This is a genomic window from Streptococcus mitis, assembly GCF_009496285.1.
Lineage (GTDB): Bacteria > Bacillota > Bacilli > Lactobacillales > Streptococcaceae > Streptococcus > Streptococcus mitis_BP.
This window is the reverse complement of the sequence record NZ_WIJK01000001.1, coordinates 132,101-151,097: the sequence shown is the minus strand read 5'-3', so window position 1 is coordinate 151,097 and position 18,997 is coordinate 132,101. Positions and strand designations below refer to the sequence as shown.

Here is an 18,997-nt window from a genome sequence, read left to right as displayed (position 1 = left end):
ACAGAATAGAAGTAGCTGCGACGACCGTTCACACCTTCAGTCACGATATGAGATTGTCCCTTAGGCAATGCATCAGTTTCACGAGTAATAGTTGTAAATGGAATGTCTTCAGTTTGGACATCTAGTTTAGGAAGTTCCTCAGTTGTAGCTGCTTGTCCTTTTTCATCACCAAGGTGAGTGACAGGGTTCCCCACCTCTACCACTTGGGTGGTAGGTTCTAGGCTTACTTCACTGCTTACTAGAGTCTTAACTTCAGATCCATCCGCAGCAGTAGTCACAGAGTAGAAATGGCTACGACGACCGTTCACACCTTCAGTCACGATACGAGATTGTCCTTTAGGTAATTGATTAGTTTCACGAGTGATGGTTGTAAATGGAATTTCTTCATTTTGGATGTCAACTCTTGGTTTGTTTTCAGCGATAGTAGCTTGTCCTTTTTCATCTCCAAGGTGAGTAACAGGGTTCCCCACTTCCACCACTTGGGTGATAGGTTCTAGGCTCACTTCACTGCTAACTAGAGTCTTAACTTCAGATCCATCCGTAGCCGTAGTTACAGAATAGAAGTAGCTGCGACGACCGTTCACACCTTCAGTCACGATATGAGATTGTCCCTTAGGCAATGCATCAGTTTCACGAGTAATAGTTGTAAATGGAATGTCTTCAGTTTGGACATCTAGTTTAGGAAGTTCCTCAGTTGTAGCTGCTTGCCCCTTTTCATCACCAAGGTGAGTGACAGGGTTCCCTACTTCCACCACTTGAGTGACAGGTTCTAGGCTTACTTCACTGCTAACTAGAGTCTTAACTTCAGATCCATCCGTAGCCGTAGTTACAGAGTAGAAGTAGTTGCGACGACCGTTTACACCTTCAGTCACGATATGAGATTGTCCCTTAGGTAATTGATTAGTTTCGCGAGTGATGGTTGTGAATGGAATTTCTTCATTTTGGATGTCAACTCTCGGTTTGTTTTCAGCAATAGTAGCTTGTCCCTTTTCATCCCCAAGGTGAATAACAGGGTTCCCCACTTCAATCACTTGAGCGACAGGTTCTTGCGCTACGACACTTGTAACCAATGTTTTAACTTCAGTTCCGTCAGCAGCAGTAGTCACAGAGTAGAAATGGCTACGACGACCGTTTACACCTTCAGTCACGATACGAGATTGTCCTTTAGGTAACTGATTAGTTTCACGAGTGATGGTTGTAAATGGAATTTTTTCATTTTGGATGTCAATTCTTAGTTTGTTTTCAGCGATAGTAGCTTGTCCTTTTTCATCACCAAGGTGAGTAACAGGGTTCCCCACCTCTACCACTTGGGTGATAGGTTCTAGGCTTACTTCACTGCTTACTAGAGTCTTAACTTCAGATCCATCAACAGCAGTAGTCACAGAGTAGAAATGGCTACGACGACCGTTGATACCTGCAGTTACTAGACGAGTTTGTCCCTTAGGTAGTGAAGGAGTCTCGCGAGTGATGGTTGTAAATGGAATTTCTTCATCTTCGATGACTACACGAGGTTTATTTACAACAGGAGCTTGACCTTTTTCGTCTCCTACATGAGTTGTTAATGTTCCAACTTCGACAACTTGATTAACAGCTTCTTTCGTTACTTGTCTTTCAAGAACTGTTTCTGTTTGCTTGCCATTCTCAGTCACAACTGAAAGATAGATAGTCCGTTCACCTTTGACACCTTCAGTGATGACTTTCTCTTGTCCTGCTGGAAGGTTAGGATTTTCTTTCTTAACAATCTCAAACGGAATTTCTTCTGTCTTAACTAGAAGCTCTGGTCGGTTTTCAACTGCAGCAGCAGTTTCACTCTCATCGAGGCTTCCTGAGTGAGTGGCAGCTGGTTTGAGACCAAGTCTAGCAGCTTTGAGATTAGCTACAAGTGTATCCAATTCAGCTTGTTTGTTACGATTGAGGTTGTAGTTAAGAGCGTCTTTAGCAACTTTGAGAGCGTCTAGGCTTTCTGTGCTATATCCTTCTACGTTTTCAGGGATTTGAGCAAGTTCTTCGCGTAGTGCTTTGTAGTCAGCACGGAAGTAGTCTTTGTTGTGATCTGCAAAAGCAGTCATAAGTTCAAAGATTTCTTCTTCCTTGTATTCAGCGCTTGGTCTATCAGCCCAGATAGCTAGCATACTACCAATAGTAGGTAGGTCAACTTCAGGGTATTTAGTTGAAGCTAGCTGGTTAAATGGAGTTTTTTCAGTATTTTCAATAGCTTTCTTGAGGAAGCCGCCACCATCTTCTGGTTTTTGACCGAGAATGTAGTACCAATCTCCATTAGTGTTAAGGAATTTGTACCCCTTACTTGCTAGGTATTGAGGAGACGCAAGGTTGTAACCCCACCAGCCTTTAGACCAGTAAGAGATGATAACGTCTTTATCAAACTCAACATCATCCTTGTCTTCGTAGTAGAAGCCATCGTTAAAGGCCATTGGTTGCAAGCCTTTTTCTTTAGCCATGGCAGCTAGGCTATTAGAGTATTCGGCAAATTTGCCGTAGAGACCATACCACTTGAGGTAGTACCACCCTTGAGCATTGGTAGCATCGTTAGCATACTCATCTGTACCATAGTTAAAGATCTTAGTCTTGCCTGCAAAGAAGTCCATGTATTTGCCGATAAGGGCTTTTGTAAAGTTCATTGCTTCTTCGTTTTCAAGGTCCATGGTTGTTTTTGAAACCTTGTCAAAATTAGCTTGAGGGTTTGCAATGCCCAATTTTTCCATAGCGACAAGCATAGCATCCATGTGGCCAGGGCTGTTGATAGCAGGGATAATTCCAATGCCTCTATCCTTAGCATACTGGATAAGTTCAGTAATTTCAGCTTGGTTCAAAGTAGTTCCATTAGGATCATCGTAGTAAGATTTTGTTCCTTCAATGATGGCATTTTTCACATCGTCACTAGCATAGGTCTTGCCGTTTGCAGTGATGGTCATATCATCTAGCAGGAAGCGAAGTCCGTCATTTCCAAGGAGGAGATGAAGGTCAGAGTATCCCAGTTCGCTGGCTTTATCTACGATACGTTTGAGTTGGTCTAGAGTGAAGTATTTACGTCCGGCATCGATTGAGATAACCTTGTTTTTAGCTAGTTTTTCAACTTCGCGTTTTGCTTCTTCTTCTTTTTGAGCTTCTGGTGTGAAGGTTAAGTTGCTAACGGCTTCTTGGAGTTTTGCAATCGCTTGGTCAATGCTATCTTGTTGAGCGCGACTAAGGTTGCTATCGAGAGAACGGATGGCTTTTTCAGCTTCTTTAACGGCAGCAATACTTTCTTCTGTGTAGCGAGTAAGGTCTGTTGGAACTTCTTTCAGAGCTTGTTCAGCAGACTCGTAATCAGCAGCGAAGTATTCAGCGTTAGAGTTTGCGAATTGACGCATAAGCTTGAAGAGACGAGATGGAGAGTAGCGTGCAGATGGAGTATCAGCCCAAGCCGCTACCATACCACCGATAATAGGAACGTCAGCTCCTTCAGTTTTTGGAACAGAAGTAATCGGTGTACTCTTAATACCGTTCAATCCTTGATCGAGGTTGTACCAACCTTGCCCGTCAGCATTACGGCCGAGAACGTAGTACCATGCATCGTTAGTATTGAGGATTTCGTGTCCTTTTTCAGCTAGTAATTTAGAAGAAGCGACATCGTAACCGCCCCAGCCACCAGTCCACATAGAGACGATGATGTCCTTGTCAAAGGTACCAAAACTTGTATCGCTATTATAGTAGATACCGTCGTTGAAGGCCATAGGTTTTAGACCGTGAGATTTGACGATACGAGCTAGGTCATTAGCATAGGCGATGAATTTGTCATAGCCCTTGTCTGGGAATCCATCTTCTGGATACCATTTATAGGCTTGAAGAACGCTCCATCCTTTAGCATCCGTAGCATCATTAGCGTACTCATCCAAACCGATGTTGAAGATTTCAGACTTACCAGCAAAGTAGCCTGCATACTTATCAATTAAAGCTTTTGTGAAGGCAACAGCTTTTTCATTGTCAAGGTCGACAGTACGTGCTGATTCTTTACCAAAATAGTTAAAGTTAGGCTTTTCAATACCCAATTCTTTCATGGCATTGAGTATAGCATCCATGTGACCAGGACTGTTAACTGTTGGGATAAGGCCGATACCTTTATCTTTAGCATAGTTAATCAAATCGGTCATTTGGCTTTCAGTTAGATGATTACCGTTTGGATCGTTGTAGTAGGCGTTTGTTCCGTTTTCAACAGCGCGTTTGACATCGTCGCTCGCATAGGTCTTGTCCCCTACAGTTAGAGACATATCATCAAGCATAAAGCGCAAGCCGTCATTTCCGACTAGGAGATGAAGATCAGTGTAACCATAGTGTTTAGCTTTGTCGATGATTTCTTTCAATTGTTCAGGAGAGAAGTATTTACGCCCTGCATCGATTGAAACGATTTTCTTTTTAGCTAGTTTTTCATTGACTTGAGCTGCTTTCTCTGTAGTGACTACAGGAGCTTCAACTTTAGCAACTTCTTTGTTTTCTGCCTTTTCTGGTTCTGGCTGCTTAGCTTCTTCAGTTACTTCTGGTTTTGCTGGAGTTTCTTCGGTTGTAACAGTCTTTTCTACGATAGGAGCAGGAGTAGCTTCAACTTTTGGTGCTTCAGTGTTTGTTACAGGTGTCACTGGAGCTGCAGGAGCTACGGCTTCTGGTGTAGGACTAGTTTCAAGTTTTTCTTCGCTGGCCTGTGGAGACGATTCTCCTGCGGCTTGGATAGTAGGTTGATTCTCTGTTGTAGTAGGTACGACTCCATCAGCGGCAACAGCTTGTGCATGAAAGGCAAAGCCGATCAAGACAGAAGCTGCTCCGATTGCGTATTTACGAATAGAGAAACGCTGTTTATTTTCTGGTTTCATTAAATAACCTCCTAATTTATTATTTTGGTAGCGTTTTCACAAACTGATTCCATTGTATTATCTGAATCTAGTAAAGTCAAGTATTTTAATAAAATACCTATAAAAAATATAAGAAGTTATTTAATTTGAACTGATTTTAATTTTTACTCTGTTTTTAGTAAAATTTCTCCAAATTATAGTTTAAAGTCATTTGATATTTCCTACTAAAAGCTGGCGTGCTATAATAAAAAATAGAAAAGCCTGAAACAATTGTCTCAGACTTTTTAATGTTTAGTGATCGCGATCACATGAGATAAATTTAATCTTATAGAAATCAGAACGTTTGTAAGTTTCAATGTATTCCAACACTTGGCCGGTTGACTCAAGTTTCGTTGTCTTGGTTTGGAGAACAGTTGGGAATTGAGCGTCGATTCCTAGGATAGAAGCAGCATGTTCTGGAGTTGGAAATACAATTTCATTGATTTCTTCAAAATGCTCGTCATTCATGTGAATGTGGTAGTCCAATTTGAAACGATTATAGATAGAACTATAGTATTCAAGATTTGGATAGTTTGCATTGATGTATTGTTCAGGGATATAAGATGTGTGGTAGATATAAGTAACACCGTTAGATTCACGGATACGTTCGATTTTGTAATAAAATTGATCGCCACGCAAACCCAATTTTTCTAAGTAGTTAAGATCGTTACCACGTTCAATAGAAAGAACAGTGACTTTATCATCTTTTGTTTCGAAAATTTCTACATCAGAAAATTCTACGAGTTTGTGCTTGCGAGCGCGAGCCACAAAGGTTCCTTTTCCTTGTTGGCGGACAATATAACCGTCTTTAGCAAGGTCGTTTAAGGCGCGAACAACAGTGATTGAACTTACGTCATACATTGCAATCAATTCTGCTTCAGTGTAGAACTTGTCGCCACTTGCAAATTGACCTGAAATGATTTTGTTTTTTAATTCATCTTTGATATATTGATACTTTGGAATTGCCATATTTTCACCTCATTTTTTCCTTCTCCATCTTCGATTTTATCATAAATGGTTTGGAAATGATAGTAAATAATGTAAAAAAAATAAAATAATAGGCTAAGTGATTGACTTACATATTATTTGAGGTTATAAACTTATATATTTATGCTATCTGGATCGAGAATATTTAAGAAAAAAATTTTTTTACAAGAATTTTAGAAAACAATTCAGTAAAAAAAAAGAAAAATTTTAAATAATTTTCGAAAAATCTATTGACAAGATGGATTCATTAGTTTATCATTTAATATAACAACAAATGAAAGCGCAAACGAAAAGTATGAGGTGGTAAAATGACAAGGTTTAAAATTGAGGATGATTTTTACCTAGATGGGAAACCATTCAAAATTTTATCGGGTGCCATTCATTATTTTAGAATTCCTGAAGAAGACTGGTATCATTCATTGTACAATCTCAAGGCTTTAGGTTTTAACACTGTTGAAACCTATGTCGCTTGGAATTTACATGAACCAACTGAGGGAAACTTCAATTTTGAAGGCAATCTTAATATTGACAAATTTCTTCAGACAGCTCAGGACTTAGGCTTGTATGCTATTGTACGACCATCTCCTTTCATCTGTGCAGAGTGGGAGTTCGGTGGTTTACCAGCATGGCTTTTAAATAAAGACATGCGAATCCGTTCCTCTGATCCAGCCTTTGTTGAAATGGTAGGACGTTACTACGATCATTTACTTCCACGTCTTGTTTCAAGATTGTTGGAAAATGGTGGTAACATCCTCATGATGCAGGTTGAAAATGAGTACGGTTCCTATGGTGAAGACAAGACATACTTGCGTGAGATTCGCCGATTGATGGAAGAACGTTCAGTGACTTGTCCGCTCTTTACATCTGATGGTCCATGGCGAGCAACTCTGAAAGCTGGTACCTTGATTGAAGATGATATCTTTGTAACAGGGAACTTTGGTTCAAAAGCTAACTTTAACTTCTCGCAAATGCAAGAGTTCTTTGATGAGTATGGCAAGAAATGGCCACTCATGTGTATGGAATTCTGGGATGGATGGTTTAACCGATGGAAAGAACCAGTCATCACGCGTGAGCCAGAGGAGTTAGCAGAAGCCGTACATGAGGTACTAGAGCAAGGCTCTATCAACCTTTACATGTTCCACGGTGGAACCAACTTTGGTTTTATGAATGGTTGTTCAGCTCGAGGAACTATTGATTTACCACAAGTAACATCTTATGATTATGACGCTCTCCTTAATGAAGCTGGCAATCCAACTGCTAAATACATGGCAGTTAAGGAAATGATGGCGACTTATTATCCTGAGTATCCACAATTAGAACCGCTTTACAAAGAAAGCATGGAAGTTGAAAACATTCCACTGGTTGAGAAAGTTTCTCTATTTGAAACCTTAGATAGTTTAACAAGTCCAACTGAAAGTCTCTATCCTAAGAAAATGGAAGAGTTGGGACAAAGCTACGGCTACCTTCTCTATCGTACAGAAGCTAGTTGGGACGCAGAGGAAGAACGCATCCGCATCATTGATGGACGCGATAGAGCTCAGCTGTTCGTAGATGGGAAATGGGTCGCAACTCAGTACCAAACTGAAATTGGAGAAGATATCTTCTATCAAGGAGAAAAGAAAGCGCTCTCTCGTTTTGACATCCTTATTGAAAATATGGGGCGTGTCAATTACGGGCATAAGTTCCTAGCAGATACACAACGAAAAGGGATTCGTACAGGTGTCTGCAAAGACCTACACTTTATGCTGAATTGGGAACACTATCCGCTTCCACTAGATAATCCTGAAAAGATTGATTTCTCAAAAGGATGGACAGAAGGGCAACCTGCCTTTTACGCCTATGATTTTGAAGTTGAGGTGCCAAAGGATACCTACTTAGACTTATCTGAGTTTGGTAAAGGGATTGCCTATGTCAATGGCCGTAATCTAGGACGTTTCTGGAATGTTGGTCCAACCTTATCGCTTTATATTCCGCACAGCTATCTCAAGGAAGGTGCTAACCGCATCATTATCTTTGAAACTGAAGGGGATTATAAAGATCACATACATTTAACTCGTAAACCTACACTAAAATATATAAAGGGGGAAAATTTATGACAATTGTAGGATGCCGTATCGATGGACGTTTGATCCACGGACAAGTAGCAAACCTTTGGTCTGCTAAACTTAATGTTTCACGTATCATGGTCGTTGACAATGAAGTTGTTAACAACGATGTTGAAAAGAGCGGATTGAAACTTGCAACACCACCAGGTGTGAAATTGAGTATTTTGCCAATTGAGAAAGCTGCAGCCAATATCCTTGCTGGTAAATACGATAGCCAACGTCTTTTGATTGTAGCACGCAAACCTGACCGTTTCCTCGGTTTGGTTGAAGCAGGCGTGCCACTTGAAACTGTCAATGTCGGCAACATGTCTCAAACACCAGAAACACGTTCTATCACACGTTCAATCAACGTTGTAGATAAAGACGTAGAAGATTTCCACAAATTGGCGGAAAAAGGTGTTAAACTTACTGCTCAAATGGTTCCAAATGATCCAGTTTCAGACTTTTTGAGCTTATTAAAATAGGAAAAAATTTTTAGGAGGTCATTGTTATGATACAATGGTGGCAAATTTTACTTCTCACTTTGTACTCAGCTTATCAAATCTGTGATGAGTTGACGATCGTTTCTTCTGCAGGTTCCCCTGTATTCGCTGGTTTCATTACTGGTTTGATCATGGGAGATTTGACAACTGGTTTGCTTATCGGTGGTAACTTGCAGTTGTTCGTACTTGGGGTAGGTACCTTTGGTGGTGCTTCTCGTATTGACGCAACTTCTGGTGCGGTTCTTGCGACTGCTTTCTCAGTTTCACAAGGAATTGACGCACCTCTTGCAATCACAACAATTGCGGTTCCGGTAGCGGCACTTTTAACTTACTTCGACGTACTTGGTCGTATGACTACTACATTCTTCGCACACCGTATTGATGCTGCGATCGAACGCTTTGACTACAAAGGAATCGAACGTAACTACCTTCTTGGTGCGCTTCCTTGGGCTCTTTCTCGTGCCCTTCCAGTCTTCTTCGCTCTTGCCTTTGGTGGTGCCTTTGTACAATCAGTAGTAGACTTAGTTGAATCCTACAAATGGATTGCAGACGGTTTGACTCTTGCAGGTCGTATGCTTCCAGGTCTTGGATTCGCTATCTTGCTTCGTTACCTTCCAGTTAAACGTAACCTTCACTACCTTGCTATGGGATTCGGTTTGACAGCTATGTTGACTGTACTTTACTCATACGTAACAGGTCTTGGTGGAGCAGTTGCTGGTATCATTGGTACTCTTCCTGCTGACGTTGCTGAAAAAATTGGCTTTGCCAACAACTTCAAAGGTTTGTCTATGATCGGTATCTCTATCGTAGGTATCTTCCTTGCAGTTGTTCACTTCAAGAACAGCCAAAAAGTTGCTGTAGCAGCACCTTCTACACCATCAGAAAGTGGGGAAATTGAAGATGACGAATTCTAATTACAAATTAACAAAAGAAGATTTTAATCAAATTAACAAACGTAGCTTGTTCACTTTCCAATTGGGATGGAACTACGAACGTATGCAAGCATCAGGTTACCTTTACATGATCTTGCCACAATTGCGTAAAATGTATGGAGATGGAACTCCTGAGTTGAAAGAAATGATGAAAGTTCATACTCAATTCTTCAACACTTCACCATTCTTCCACACAATCATCGCTGGTTTTGACCTTGCTATGGAAGAAAAAGATGGCGTTGGTTCAAAAGATGCGGTTAACGGTATCAAGACTGGTTTGATGGGACCATTCGCTCCTCTTGGAGATACTATCTTTGGTTCACTTGTACCTGCTATCATGGGATCTATCGCTGCAACAATGGCTATCGCTGGTCAACCTTGGGGTATCTTCCTTTGGATCGCAGTTGCAGTAGCGTATGACATCTTCCGTTGGAAACAGTTGGAATTTGCATACAAAGAAGGGGTTAACCTTATCAACAACATGCAAAGCACTTTGACAGCTTTGATTGAAGCTGCATCTGTACTTGGTGTATTCATGATGGGTGCTCTTGTAGCAACAATGATCAACTTTGAAATTTCATACAAATTGCCAATCGGTGAAAAGATGATTGACTTCCAAGACATCTTGAACTCAATCTTCCCACGCTTGCTTCCAGCAATCTTCACTGCCTTTATCTTCTGGTTGCTTGGTAAGAAAGGTATGAACTCTACAAAAGCTATCGGTATCATTATCGTGCTTGCCTTGGCTCTTTCTGCCTTTGGTAAATTTGCACTTGGAATGGGCGCATAATTTATGACTAAATCATTGATTTTAGTGAGCCATGGACGTTTCTGTGAAGAACTTAAAGGTAGCACAGAAATGATTATGGGTCCACAAGACAACATTCATGCGGTAGCTCTTCTTCCAGAAGATGGACCAGAAGATTTCACTGCGAAATTTGAAGCTGCTGTCGAAGGTTTGGATGATTTCCTAGTCTTTGCTGACCTCCTTGGTGGAACACCATGTAATGTGGTGAGCCGTCTGATTATGGAAGGTCGTGACATCGAACTTTACGCAGGAATGAATCTTCCAATGGTTATTGAGTTTATCAATGCGAGCCTAACCGGCACTGATGCAGATTATAAGAGTCGTGCTTCAGAAAGCATTGTCAAAGTTAATGATTTATTGGCTGGTTTCGACGATGACGATGAAGATGAATAAGGTGTAATAACAGAAATACTGTTTGAACACATTTCATAGAATATAAATGGGAATGGGGCTTACTCCCATTCCCATATTTTAGATAAAAAACAATATAATAATAGATTAGAGGAACTCAATGCTAGATTATACAAAAGAAGATTTGCTTGAGTTGGGAGCAGAGATCACCACACGTGAAATTTACCAACAACCAGATGTTTGGAAAGAGGCTTTTGAATCCTATCAAGCCCGCCGTGACGAAATTGCAGCCTTTTTGCAAGGAATTGCAGATAAGCATGACTATATCAAAGTAATCCTAACTGGTGCTGGAACTTCTGCTTATGTAGGTGACACCTTAGTTCCATACTTCAAGGAAGTTTATGATGAACGTAAATGGAATTTTAATGCTATTGCGACAACAGATATTGTTGCCAATCCACAAACCTATTTGAAAAAAGATGTAGCGACTGTTTTGGTATCATTCGCTCGTAGCGGGAACTCACCTGAGAGTGTGGCAACAGTTGACTTGGCTAAGGCTTTGGTTGATGAACTTTATCAAGTAACAATCACATGTGCGGCTGAAGGGAAATTGGCTCTCCAAGCGCATGGTGATGACCGCAACCTCTTGTTGCTACAACCAGCTGCGTCTAACGATGCTGGCTTTGCTATGACTTCAAGCTTCACTTCAATGATGTTGACAGCACTTTTGGTATTTGATCCTACAGAATTTGCTGTTAAAGCTGAACGTTTTGCAGTGCTATCTAGTTTAGCTCGTAAAGTCCTTGATAATGTGGCAGATGTCAAAGAGTTGGTAGACCTAGACTTTAACCGAGTGATTTACCTAGGTGCAGGCCCATTCTTCGGACTTGCTCACGAAGCCCAGCTTAAAATTTTGGAATTGACTGCTGGTCAGGTTGCGACTATGTATGAAAGCCCAGTTGGCTTCCGTCACGGTCCAAAATCTCTTATCAACGAAGATACTGTCGTTTTGGTATTTGGTACGACAACAGACTATACTCGTAAGTACGACTTGGACTTGGTTCGTGAAGTTGCAGGTGACAAAATTGCTCGTCGTGTTGTTCTCTTGAGCGATCAAGCATTTGGACTTGAAAATGTTAAGGAAGTAGCACTTGGATGCGGTGGGGTTTTAAATGACGTTTACCGTGTCTTCCCTTATATTGTTTACGGTCAATTATTTGCTCTTTTGACTTCGCTTAAAGTTGGAAATAGACCAGATACACCATCGCCTACAGGTACAGTTAACCGTGTCGTTCAAGGTGTCATTATTCACGAATTTGAGAAATAAGGAAGAATCTATGAGTAAATTAACATTAAGCCTAAATAAACTTGCTTGCTTGCAAAAACTCTCAGACGAAAATGGTATCATCTCAGCTCTTGCTTTTGACCAACGCGGTGCTTTGAAACGTCTCATGGCTCAATACCAAACAGAGGAGCCAACAGTAGCTCAAATGGAAGAACTTAAAGTCTTGGTAGCGGATGAATTGACTAAATACGCTTCATCAATGCTTCTTGACCCTGAGTATGGACTTCCTGCTACAAAAGCACTTGCTCCAAATGCAGGTCTTCTCCTTGCTTATGAAAAAACTGGATACGATACTACAAGCACTAAACGTTTGCCTGACTGCTTGGATGTTTGGTCTGCAAAACGTATCAAGGAACAAGGTGCAGATGCTGTTAAGTTCTTGCTTTACTATGACGTAGATAGCTCAAATGAATTGAACCAAGAAAAACAAGCCTACATTGAACGTATTGGTTCTGAGTGTGTGGCAGAGGATATTCCATTCTTCCTTGAAATCTTGGCTTACGACGAAAAGATTGCTGACGCAGGTTCTGCAGAATACGCTAAAGTAAAACCACACAAGGTTATCGGGGCTATGAAGGTCTTCTCAGACCCACGTTTCAACATCGATGTCTTAAAAGTGGAAGTTCCAGTTAACGTGAAATACGTTGAAGGATTTGGCGATGGAGAAATCGTTCATACTCGCGAAGAAGCAGCAGCCTTCTTCAAAGCTCAAGACGAAGCTACGAACTTGCCATACATCTACTTGAGTGCAGGTGTATCAGCTAAGCTTTTCCAAGAAACTCTTGTCTTTGCCCACGAATCAGGTGCAAACTTCAACGGTGTTCTTTGCGGACGCGCAACATGGGCTGGATCAGTTGAAGCTTACATCAAAGACGGTGAAGCAGCAGCTCGCGAATGGCTTCGTACAACTGGATTTGAAAACATTGATGAACTTAACAAGGTTCTTCAAACAACAGCTACTTCATGGACTGAACGTGTAGAAGCATAGATCAGAAATAGAAGAAACGACTTTTGTTAATAAAATATCTATGGTTTCTTGACAAAGGTGTTTGTAAATCATACAATAAAACCATAGAGAGTGAATGCGCTTTCTATGGTTTGTTTGCTTAATTGAATTAGAAAAAGGAGAGAAGGATGAAAGCATACACAGAACGTGTATTTGGGAAAGTTGATGGCAAGGATGTCCTCGCTTACCGTTTTGAAACGGAGGCAGGATACCAACTGGAAATCATGACTTATGGAGCAACAATTTTACGCTATGTAACTCCAGATAAGGCTGGCAATTTTGCCAATGTTATCCTAGGTTTTGACGATTTCGAAAGCTATGTGGGCAATAGCCCTAAACATGGAGCAAGTGTAGGTCCAGTTGCGGGTCGTATCACAGGTGCGACATTTGAACTCAATGGGAAAACCTATGAACTCGAAGTCAACAATGCTAGCAACTGTAACCACAGTGGCTCAACTGGTTGGGATTCTAGCTTGTTTGAGCTAGTCGAAGTGAATGATCATGGTTTGACTCTTTACACAGAAAGAGCAGACGGGACTGGAGGTTTCCCTGGAAATCTTAAGATCTGGATTAGCTACAACTTGGAAGAAAATGGTGCCTACGAAGTTAGCTACAAGGTGACGACAGACCAGGATACCTTGGTCAATCCAACCAACCATAGCTATTTTAACCTGTCAGGCGATTTCACTCAGACAGTTGACCGCCATGTCTTCCAATTGAATACAGAGGGTATCTATCCAATCGCTCCTGACGGTGTCCCAGCTAAAACTCCAGATGCTAACCGTGATGTGGTCAAGCATATCTACAATGGTGCTTTGTTGAAAGATATCTTTGCAGAAGAAGATGAGCAAATCCAACTCGTATCTGGTTTGGACCATCCATTTGCTCTTCCTGCAGGACATGACAATGCTGGATTCCTCTATGACCAAGGTTCAGGTCGCTTCTTGCTCTTCAAGACTGAGGCTCCTTGCTTTGTGGTCTACACAGCAAACTTTGTGGATGAGAGTGTCATCATCGCAGGTCAGCCAATGATTCAGCACAATGGAATTGCTCTTGAGGCGCAAGCTTTACCAGATGCTATTCATAGTGATCTTAAAGATCAAGTCATTCTTAAATCAGGTGAAACTTTCACCAGCAAAACTCGTTATGAGCTTGTTGTGAAATAATGATTGTTTTCTGAGTAAACCTAGACTTTAACCGTTAGTTATTTACTAGCTGTTAGAATCTAGGTTTTTTGATTTTTGAAAAATAAGGAAATAATCTAAAGTTTAGAAGATAATTCTATATATCAAATATTCTTACTGAATAAAGATGATTGACTTATATTGATAGTTGAATGCTACAATAATATCTAATAGATATATTTATATGATAGCTCTTTTGCTAAAAATAAGGTATAATTAAAATGGAATAAATCTAGGCTTTTGACTAAAAAATACTAGATTTTTATAAAGATTTTTTGGAAAAAAACTCTCTATAGAAGATTCGTGTTCTTGGTCAAAGTTATAAGGGGAAGATTAGCAATGGTATCAGTATCTGGAAAATTCTGTATATTTTTACATAAAAATAAGCAACATCAGCGCTTTTTTCAACTGTTACCCGATGGTCAAATCAAGGATATTGGTGGAACCGGTCAGAGGAGTTGACTACTGAGAGGCTGGATAAAATCATGAGTAAAGATATCTCAGCTTTCATCAGAGAATTTTTCCGCAAACTATAGAAAGCTAGTAGTGAATTGGGAACCCTACTGAAGAACCGTTTTTCATAACTTTGGAAAAGTATAAAGAGAAATATAAAAATGACAGAAAAATTAGTATAATTGTATCAGTTTACAACGTTGAAAACTACTTACGACAATGTCTAGATAGTATTCTCAATCAAACCTATCAAGATCTAGGGAAAAACTGTGCTGCCCTTAGATATTGTAGCCCATCAAGCAGAACTCTTTGATAAAGTAATCGCCCATGAAGAACCTCAAAAATGGTAGATGAAATTCGACAGATTTTATTAGTTAATAGAAAAAGAAAATAAACGTTAGATAAAAGGGATTGAAAAATGAAGAAAGCAATCGTACTTGGAGCAGATAATGGATATATGGATAAGGTGGAAACTACTATCAAGTCTGTTTGTGCTTATAACGATAATATAAAATTTTATGTTTTTAATGACGATCTACCTTCGGAATGGTTTCGTATTATGAATCAGCGATTGAAAGCTATTCATTCAGAAATTGTAAATGTAAAGATTTCTAATAATCATCTCCGAAAATATCATTTACCAACGGCGCATTTATCATACGCAGCTTATTTTCGCTTTTTTATTCCAGACATACTGAAGGAAGATAAGGTTTTATATCTTGATTCGGATATTATTGTCAATGGAGATTTAACACCCCTTTTTGCAATAGATCTAGGTGATAGCCCAGTCGCAGCAGTTAGAGATGAATTGCAGCAAACAAATTTCAATTCAGGCGTTTTATTGATAAATAATGCCCATTGGAGAGAGCATGCGATTTCAACAAAATTGTTTGAATTAGCAGATCAGTACCATGAAGTTGAGTTTGGTGATCAAGGAATTTTAAACCGATTTTTTGTAGGGCAATGGAAAGAGCTAGACGTCAATTACAATTTTATGGTTGGAATGGATACTATTGCGACACGTTTTCAAAAAGATGAATGGTATGTAAAAGCGAATCAATATGAATCAGAGGTTTCTGTTATTCATTATACAGACGAAAAACCATGGTCAGCTGTATATAATAATCGCTTGGGAGATAAGTGGTGGTTCTTCTATGCTTTAGATTGGTCAGATATTATCTTACGGAAAGAGATTATCAAACATGGTTTAGATGAGCTTACAGAAAAAGAAAAATATCATACTGCAATCTTTACAAATGCTTGCGAGATGGAGCACTTGGAGTTTTTGATAAAAGCACTACCTGAGGTTCATTTTCATATTTTGGCTCATACAACTTTTGCCTCCCAAGTGGTCGATTTACAACGATATTTAAATGTGTCCATTTATCCACAGTTCAATCCTTATAATTTTGAAAATGTTCTTAGCAAAATCGATTTTTATTTGGATATCAATCATTTTAACGAAATTATGAATATCACTCAGGAGATTCATAAATTAGGGAAACCGATCTTTGCTTTTGATAATACTAGTAAGGACCAAATAGGAGGAAGTCAGATTTTTTCTTCACAAACTCCTGAAGCGATGGTAGTGGCGATTAAAGCTTACCTCAATTCGTTAGATAAATGAGAAAGTTTTAGTAGATAATCTAATCATTCGCTAGTTCACTTCTTTTATGGAGTCTATGCTTTGATGCTTGTGATTAGAGTTTAGTTTGGAGTTAAAGAATGCTTTACACTTTTAATCTTATGGTGGGTTTAGAACCAAATGGTGTAGATGTTGCTCAAGCATATCGTGGGAAGGTTTTTCGCGACTTGGACCTTCCTGCCAGTTTTGTTTTTACACAGGTCCCTCCTCGCTTTAAATGGGACTATTACCTTTCTTTGGGTCATCTTGAGGAAGAAATCCTATTAGCACATATGTTGTTGACAGATCAGCGTGATATGAGCTTGGGGATCCGTATAGATGATATGAAGCAGCTCTTACACCTGACTACTGAATATAAGGAAAATAATTGTGAATTGATTTTTCAAGAACAAGATGGTGTGACTACCATTCTACATAAAAACAGTCTAAAACCGGATTATGTGGATTATGTAGATTATTATGTATTTGGTCGTTTACTTCGTAGAGAACATTATGGTAAGAAAAAGTTGTTCACAGAATTTTTTACAGCAGTGGATGCTGGATTTGGTCTAGAAGCTAGAGTTGTTCGCCGACTGTTTCATAATAGAGATGGTTCCATAGCCTTTGAAGAGATTAAGAAAGAACCAGGTGAGGATACTGAAGCAGTTTATCGGTGTGGATCGGAGTGGTTCTATAGTGAGTCTGAATTTTTAGAGCGAGCCTTATCAGAGTTGCAGTTTAGTAAAGAGGATCATGTATTTATTGATCGTCTAGAGAATGTTCCCTTCACATCACCTATTTTACGTTTAAAAGGAGAAGCAAGATTATCCTGTGTTGTGCACTCTATTCATTATTGGGGAGATCAGATCAATTCTGAATACTATCACCTTTTTCAATATGCCGAGGAATTTGATGATATTTTAGTATCAACGCAATCACAGAAGGATGAATTGGAAAAACATTTAGCATTACTAGGGAAAACTGGTCAAGTTCGCGTTCTTCCAGTAGCTGCCCTAGAACAGTTGCAATTAGCTGATGAACGAAAACCTTATTCTGTGATGATTGCCGCGCGGTTTGAACGCCGAAAACGGTTAGACTTAGCAATCAAAGCCATCGTTGCTTTTCATGAAATTTTTCCAGACGTCAACTTAGATATCTATGGGCAAGGGATGCTATGGCAGGATATTGAAGCAGAGATTGCCAATCTAGGAGCACAAAATTATATCCATCTTAAGGGGCATCAGACAATTTCAAACCGTTTCAAAGAGTATGAACTTTACCTGGCTACCTCGGAATGGGAAACTTTTGGTATAACTTTGTTAGAAGCAATTGGTTCTGGACAAGCTCTTGTTGGTCTAGATGTACCTTATGGAAATCAGACCTTTATTCAGGAGGGTAAAAATGGTTATTTAGTTCCTTTTGATGCTCGTTCGGATGAGGAAATTGTGGTTGATTTAACAAAAGCTTTAGAGAAAGCCTTCAAACAGATCAAACAGTTCAGGGAAGGATCTTATTGCTTGGCTGAAGAATATTTATCAGACTGCATAACAAAACAATGGTATGAATTTTTGACTAGAGAATGGGAATAAAAAAGAAATGATGTATTATTATCTGACGAGGGAATGGTCTTCAGATGACGATCGCCTAAAAAAAGATTTAGAACTCATGGGGATGGATCTGAAACTATTAACGATTAACAATATTTTTACTAGTTTTTTTTCTAATCATGAAAATTCAAGTCCCTTACACATGACCCAACTTCCCTTACCTCGATTTTGGGAGATTCTTTCTTCAGGAGATATCATAGCGGAAGGAAATAAAAAAGGAAAGATTTTCTGTTATCCTCAGTGGCCACAAATGGTGGAAATAGTCGAATGGTATGATAACAAAGGTGTTTGTTGTGCAAGAGATCATTACGATTTATCGGGAACTTGTTTTCATAGAGAAATTTGGAGTGGTGGGAAAAAAGAGATAGACATTTATGGTCAGGAAAGTCAAGAACAACTCTATCTTTTTTCATCTCATGATCGTGCACTTTATCGAGAAGCAAACGGTCAGGAACAGGGGCTTCCTTCAATTGATGAAGCAAGAAAACTGGTTTTAGATAAACAATTATCTACAGGTGATTGCATAGTGTTATCAGATATAAACTTGCTTAGGGAAATGCCTAACCTCTCATCTAATCAGTTAGTATTTTATATGAGAGAAGAGTTTTCCACGGAAGATATTTCGTATCTAAAAGAGCGTTGTGGGAAACTACTGACCCGAGATTTGAAATTTAAGACAGATAATATGAATCCTCCCCTGATTTATCTGCCAACGTTTCTTGGCGCCTTTAGGGAGTTTCGTCCGCATATTTTGATTTTGACAGATACGCAAGAACTAGAACAAATTGAAGTGCTTGTATCTGCCCTACCGAATTTTGAATTTCATATTGCTGCTTTAACAGTAATGGGAGGACGTTTATTAGAGCTGGATTGTCATGCAAATGTTCATCTCTACCCAGGCCTGTCTAGAGAGATATATGAAAAACTTTTACTAACGTGTAGGATTTATCTGGATATTTCTCATGCGCAGGAAATACTTGATGGTAGCCGTACAGCTCTTGAAAATGGTATGATCCTTTATGCTTTTAAGGAAACGTGCCACCAACCAGAGTTTTATGCTACTGACCATGTGTTTCCAAGGGATGGTGTAGCAGAGATGATTGACAAATTATCCCAACTTGCAAATCCAGAAAAATATCAATCTGCTTATGATAAACAAAAGATGAATCCGTACTTAGCGATCAGGGAAGAGTTGAAGTTACTTTTTTAAATGATGGATAAATAAGAGAA

Annotated in this window: 14 protein-coding genes; 12 read left to right on the top strand and 2 right to left on the bottom strand. The window is 39.5% G+C overall.

The features are described 5' to 3' along the window. Nucleotides 1-4,865: G5 domain-containing protein (locus tag GEZ89_RS00710; protein WP_153224617.1), on the bottom strand; the 4,865-nt coding region annotated here is incomplete at its 3' end. Nucleotides 4,866-5,135: 270 nt separating this feature from the next. Continuing rightward, nucleotides 5,136-5,852 carry a GntR family transcriptional regulator gene (locus GEZ89_RS00705; protein ID WP_049526826.1) on the bottom strand — a complete coding sequence of 239 codons (717 nt, stop codon included), beginning with the start codon at nt 5,850-5,852 and terminating at the stop codon, nt 5,136-5,138. 326 nt (nt 5,853-6,178) lie between these two features. Here GEZ89_RS00705 and GEZ89_RS00700 point away from each other — a divergent pair, with 326 nt between their 5' ends. The 12 genes from GEZ89_RS00700 (at nt 6,179) to GEZ89_RS00645 (ending at nt 18,977) form a co-directional block, all read left to right on the top strand. Then, a complete protein-coding gene (locus GEZ89_RS00700) occupies nt 6,179-7,966 on the top strand; it encodes a glycoside hydrolase family 35 protein (RefSeq protein ID WP_153224616.1) in 1,788 nt (595 codons plus the stop codon). After that, nucleotides 7,963-8,439, top strand: a complete 477-nt coding sequence (locus GEZ89_RS00695) for a PTS system mannose/fructose/N-acetylgalactosamine-transporter subunit IIB (RefSeq protein WP_153224615.1) — start codon at nt 7,963-7,965, stop codon at nt 8,437-8,439. The genes GEZ89_RS00700 and GEZ89_RS00695 overlap by 4 nt, the downstream gene beginning before the upstream one ends. 26 nt (nt 8,440-8,465) lie before the next feature. Then, nucleotides 8,466-9,371, top strand: coding sequence for a PTS mannose/fructose/sorbose/N-acetylgalactosamine transporter subunit IIC (locus tag GEZ89_RS00690; protein ID WP_153224614.1), 906 nt, complete (start codon nt 8,466-8,468; stop codon nt 9,369-9,371). Beyond that, complete coding sequence (locus GEZ89_RS00685) at nt 9,358-10,179, top strand: PTS system mannose/fructose/sorbose family transporter subunit IID (RefSeq protein ID WP_000185293.1); 822 nt, start codon at nt 9,358-9,360, stop codon at nt 10,177-10,179. The genes GEZ89_RS00690 and GEZ89_RS00685 overlap by 14 nt, the downstream gene beginning before the upstream one ends. A gap of 3 nt (nt 10,180-10,182) precedes the next feature. After that, on the top strand, nt 10,183-10,590 hold the full coding sequence (locus GEZ89_RS00680; RefSeq protein WP_153224613.1) for a PTS sugar transporter subunit IIA: 408 nt from the start codon (nt 10,183-10,185) through the stop codon (nt 10,588-10,590). A 118-nt stretch (nt 10,591-10,708) separates the two neighbouring features. Continuing rightward, nucleotides 10,709-11,875 (top strand): SIS domain-containing protein, encoded by a 1,167-nt coding sequence (locus GEZ89_RS00675; protein WP_153224612.1) that lies wholly within the window; start codon nt 10,709-10,711, stop codon nt 11,873-11,875. Between the two features lie 10 nt (nt 11,876-11,885). After that, on the top strand, nt 11,886-12,881 hold the full coding sequence (gene lacD, locus GEZ89_RS00670) for a tagatose-bisphosphate aldolase (RefSeq protein ID WP_153224611.1): 996 nt from the start codon (nt 11,886-11,888) through the stop codon (nt 12,879-12,881). A gap of 146 nt (nt 12,882-13,027) precedes the next feature. Then, nucleotides 13,028-14,065 (top strand): aldose epimerase family protein, encoded by a 1,038-nt coding sequence (locus GEZ89_RS00665; protein WP_153224610.1) that lies wholly within the window; start codon nt 13,028-13,030, stop codon nt 14,063-14,065. 604 nt (nt 14,066-14,669) lie between these two features. After that, nucleotides 14,670-14,849, top strand: a complete 180-nt coding sequence (locus GEZ89_RS09815; protein WP_371607937.1) for a glycosyltransferase — start codon at nt 14,670-14,672, stop codon at nt 14,847-14,849. A gap of 105 nt (nt 14,850-14,954) precedes the next feature. Further along, nucleotides 14,955-16,163: a glycosyltransferase family 8 protein gene (locus tag GEZ89_RS00655; protein ID WP_153224609.1), complete on the top strand. Its 1,209-nt coding sequence runs from the start codon at nt 14,955-14,957 to the stop codon at nt 16,161-16,163. A gap of 98 nt (nt 16,164-16,261) precedes the next feature. Next, nucleotides 16,262-17,749, top strand: coding sequence for a glycosyltransferase (locus GEZ89_RS00650; protein WP_153224608.1), 1,488 nt, complete (start codon nt 16,262-16,264; stop codon nt 17,747-17,749). Nucleotides 17,750-17,756: 7 nt separating this feature from the next. Then, a complete protein-coding gene (locus GEZ89_RS00645) occupies nt 17,757-18,977 on the top strand; it encodes a hypothetical protein (protein WP_153224607.1) in 1,221 nt (406 codons plus the stop codon). Nucleotides 18,978-18,997: the final 20 nt, after the last annotated feature.

Coding starts and splice junctions, on each gene's coding strand:
- GEZ89_RS00705 (WP_049526826.1), bottom strand. CDS start 5,852: ATGGCAATTCCAAAGTATCAATATATCAAAGATGAATTAAAAAACAAA.
- GEZ89_RS00685 (WP_000185293.1), top strand. CDS start 9,358: ATGACGAATTCTAATTACAAATTAACAAAAGAAGATTTTAATCAAATT.
- GEZ89_RS00680 (WP_153224613.1), top strand. CDS start 10,183: ATGACTAAATCATTGATTTTAGTGAGCCATGGACGTTTCTGTGAAGAA.
- GEZ89_RS00665 (WP_153224610.1), top strand. CDS start 13,028: ATGAAAGCATACACAGAACGTGTATTTGGGAAAGTTGATGGCAAGGAT.
- GEZ89_RS00655 (WP_153224609.1), top strand. CDS start 14,955: ATGAAGAAAGCAATCGTACTTGGAGCAGATAATGGATATATGGATAAG.
- GEZ89_RS00675 (WP_153224612.1), top strand. CDS start 10,709: ATGCTAGATTATACAAAAGAAGATTTGCTTGAGTTGGGAGCAGAGATC.
- GEZ89_RS00690 (WP_153224614.1), top strand. CDS start 8,466: ATGATACAATGGTGGCAAATTTTACTTCTCACTTTGTACTCAGCTTAT.
- GEZ89_RS00650 (WP_153224608.1), top strand. CDS start 16,262: ATGCTTTACACTTTTAATCTTATGGTGGGTTTAGAACCAAATGGTGTA.
- lacD (WP_153224611.1), top strand. CDS start 11,886: ATGAGTAAATTAACATTAAGCCTAAATAAACTTGCTTGCTTGCAAAAA.
- GEZ89_RS00700 (WP_153224616.1), top strand. CDS start 6,179: ATGACAAGGTTTAAAATTGAGGATGATTTTTACCTAGATGGGAAACCA.
- GEZ89_RS00645 (WP_153224607.1), top strand. CDS start 17,757: ATGATGTATTATTATCTGACGAGGGAATGGTCTTCAGATGACGATCGC.
- GEZ89_RS00695 (WP_153224615.1), top strand. CDS start 7,963: ATGACAATTGTAGGATGCCGTATCGATGGACGTTTGATCCACGGACAA.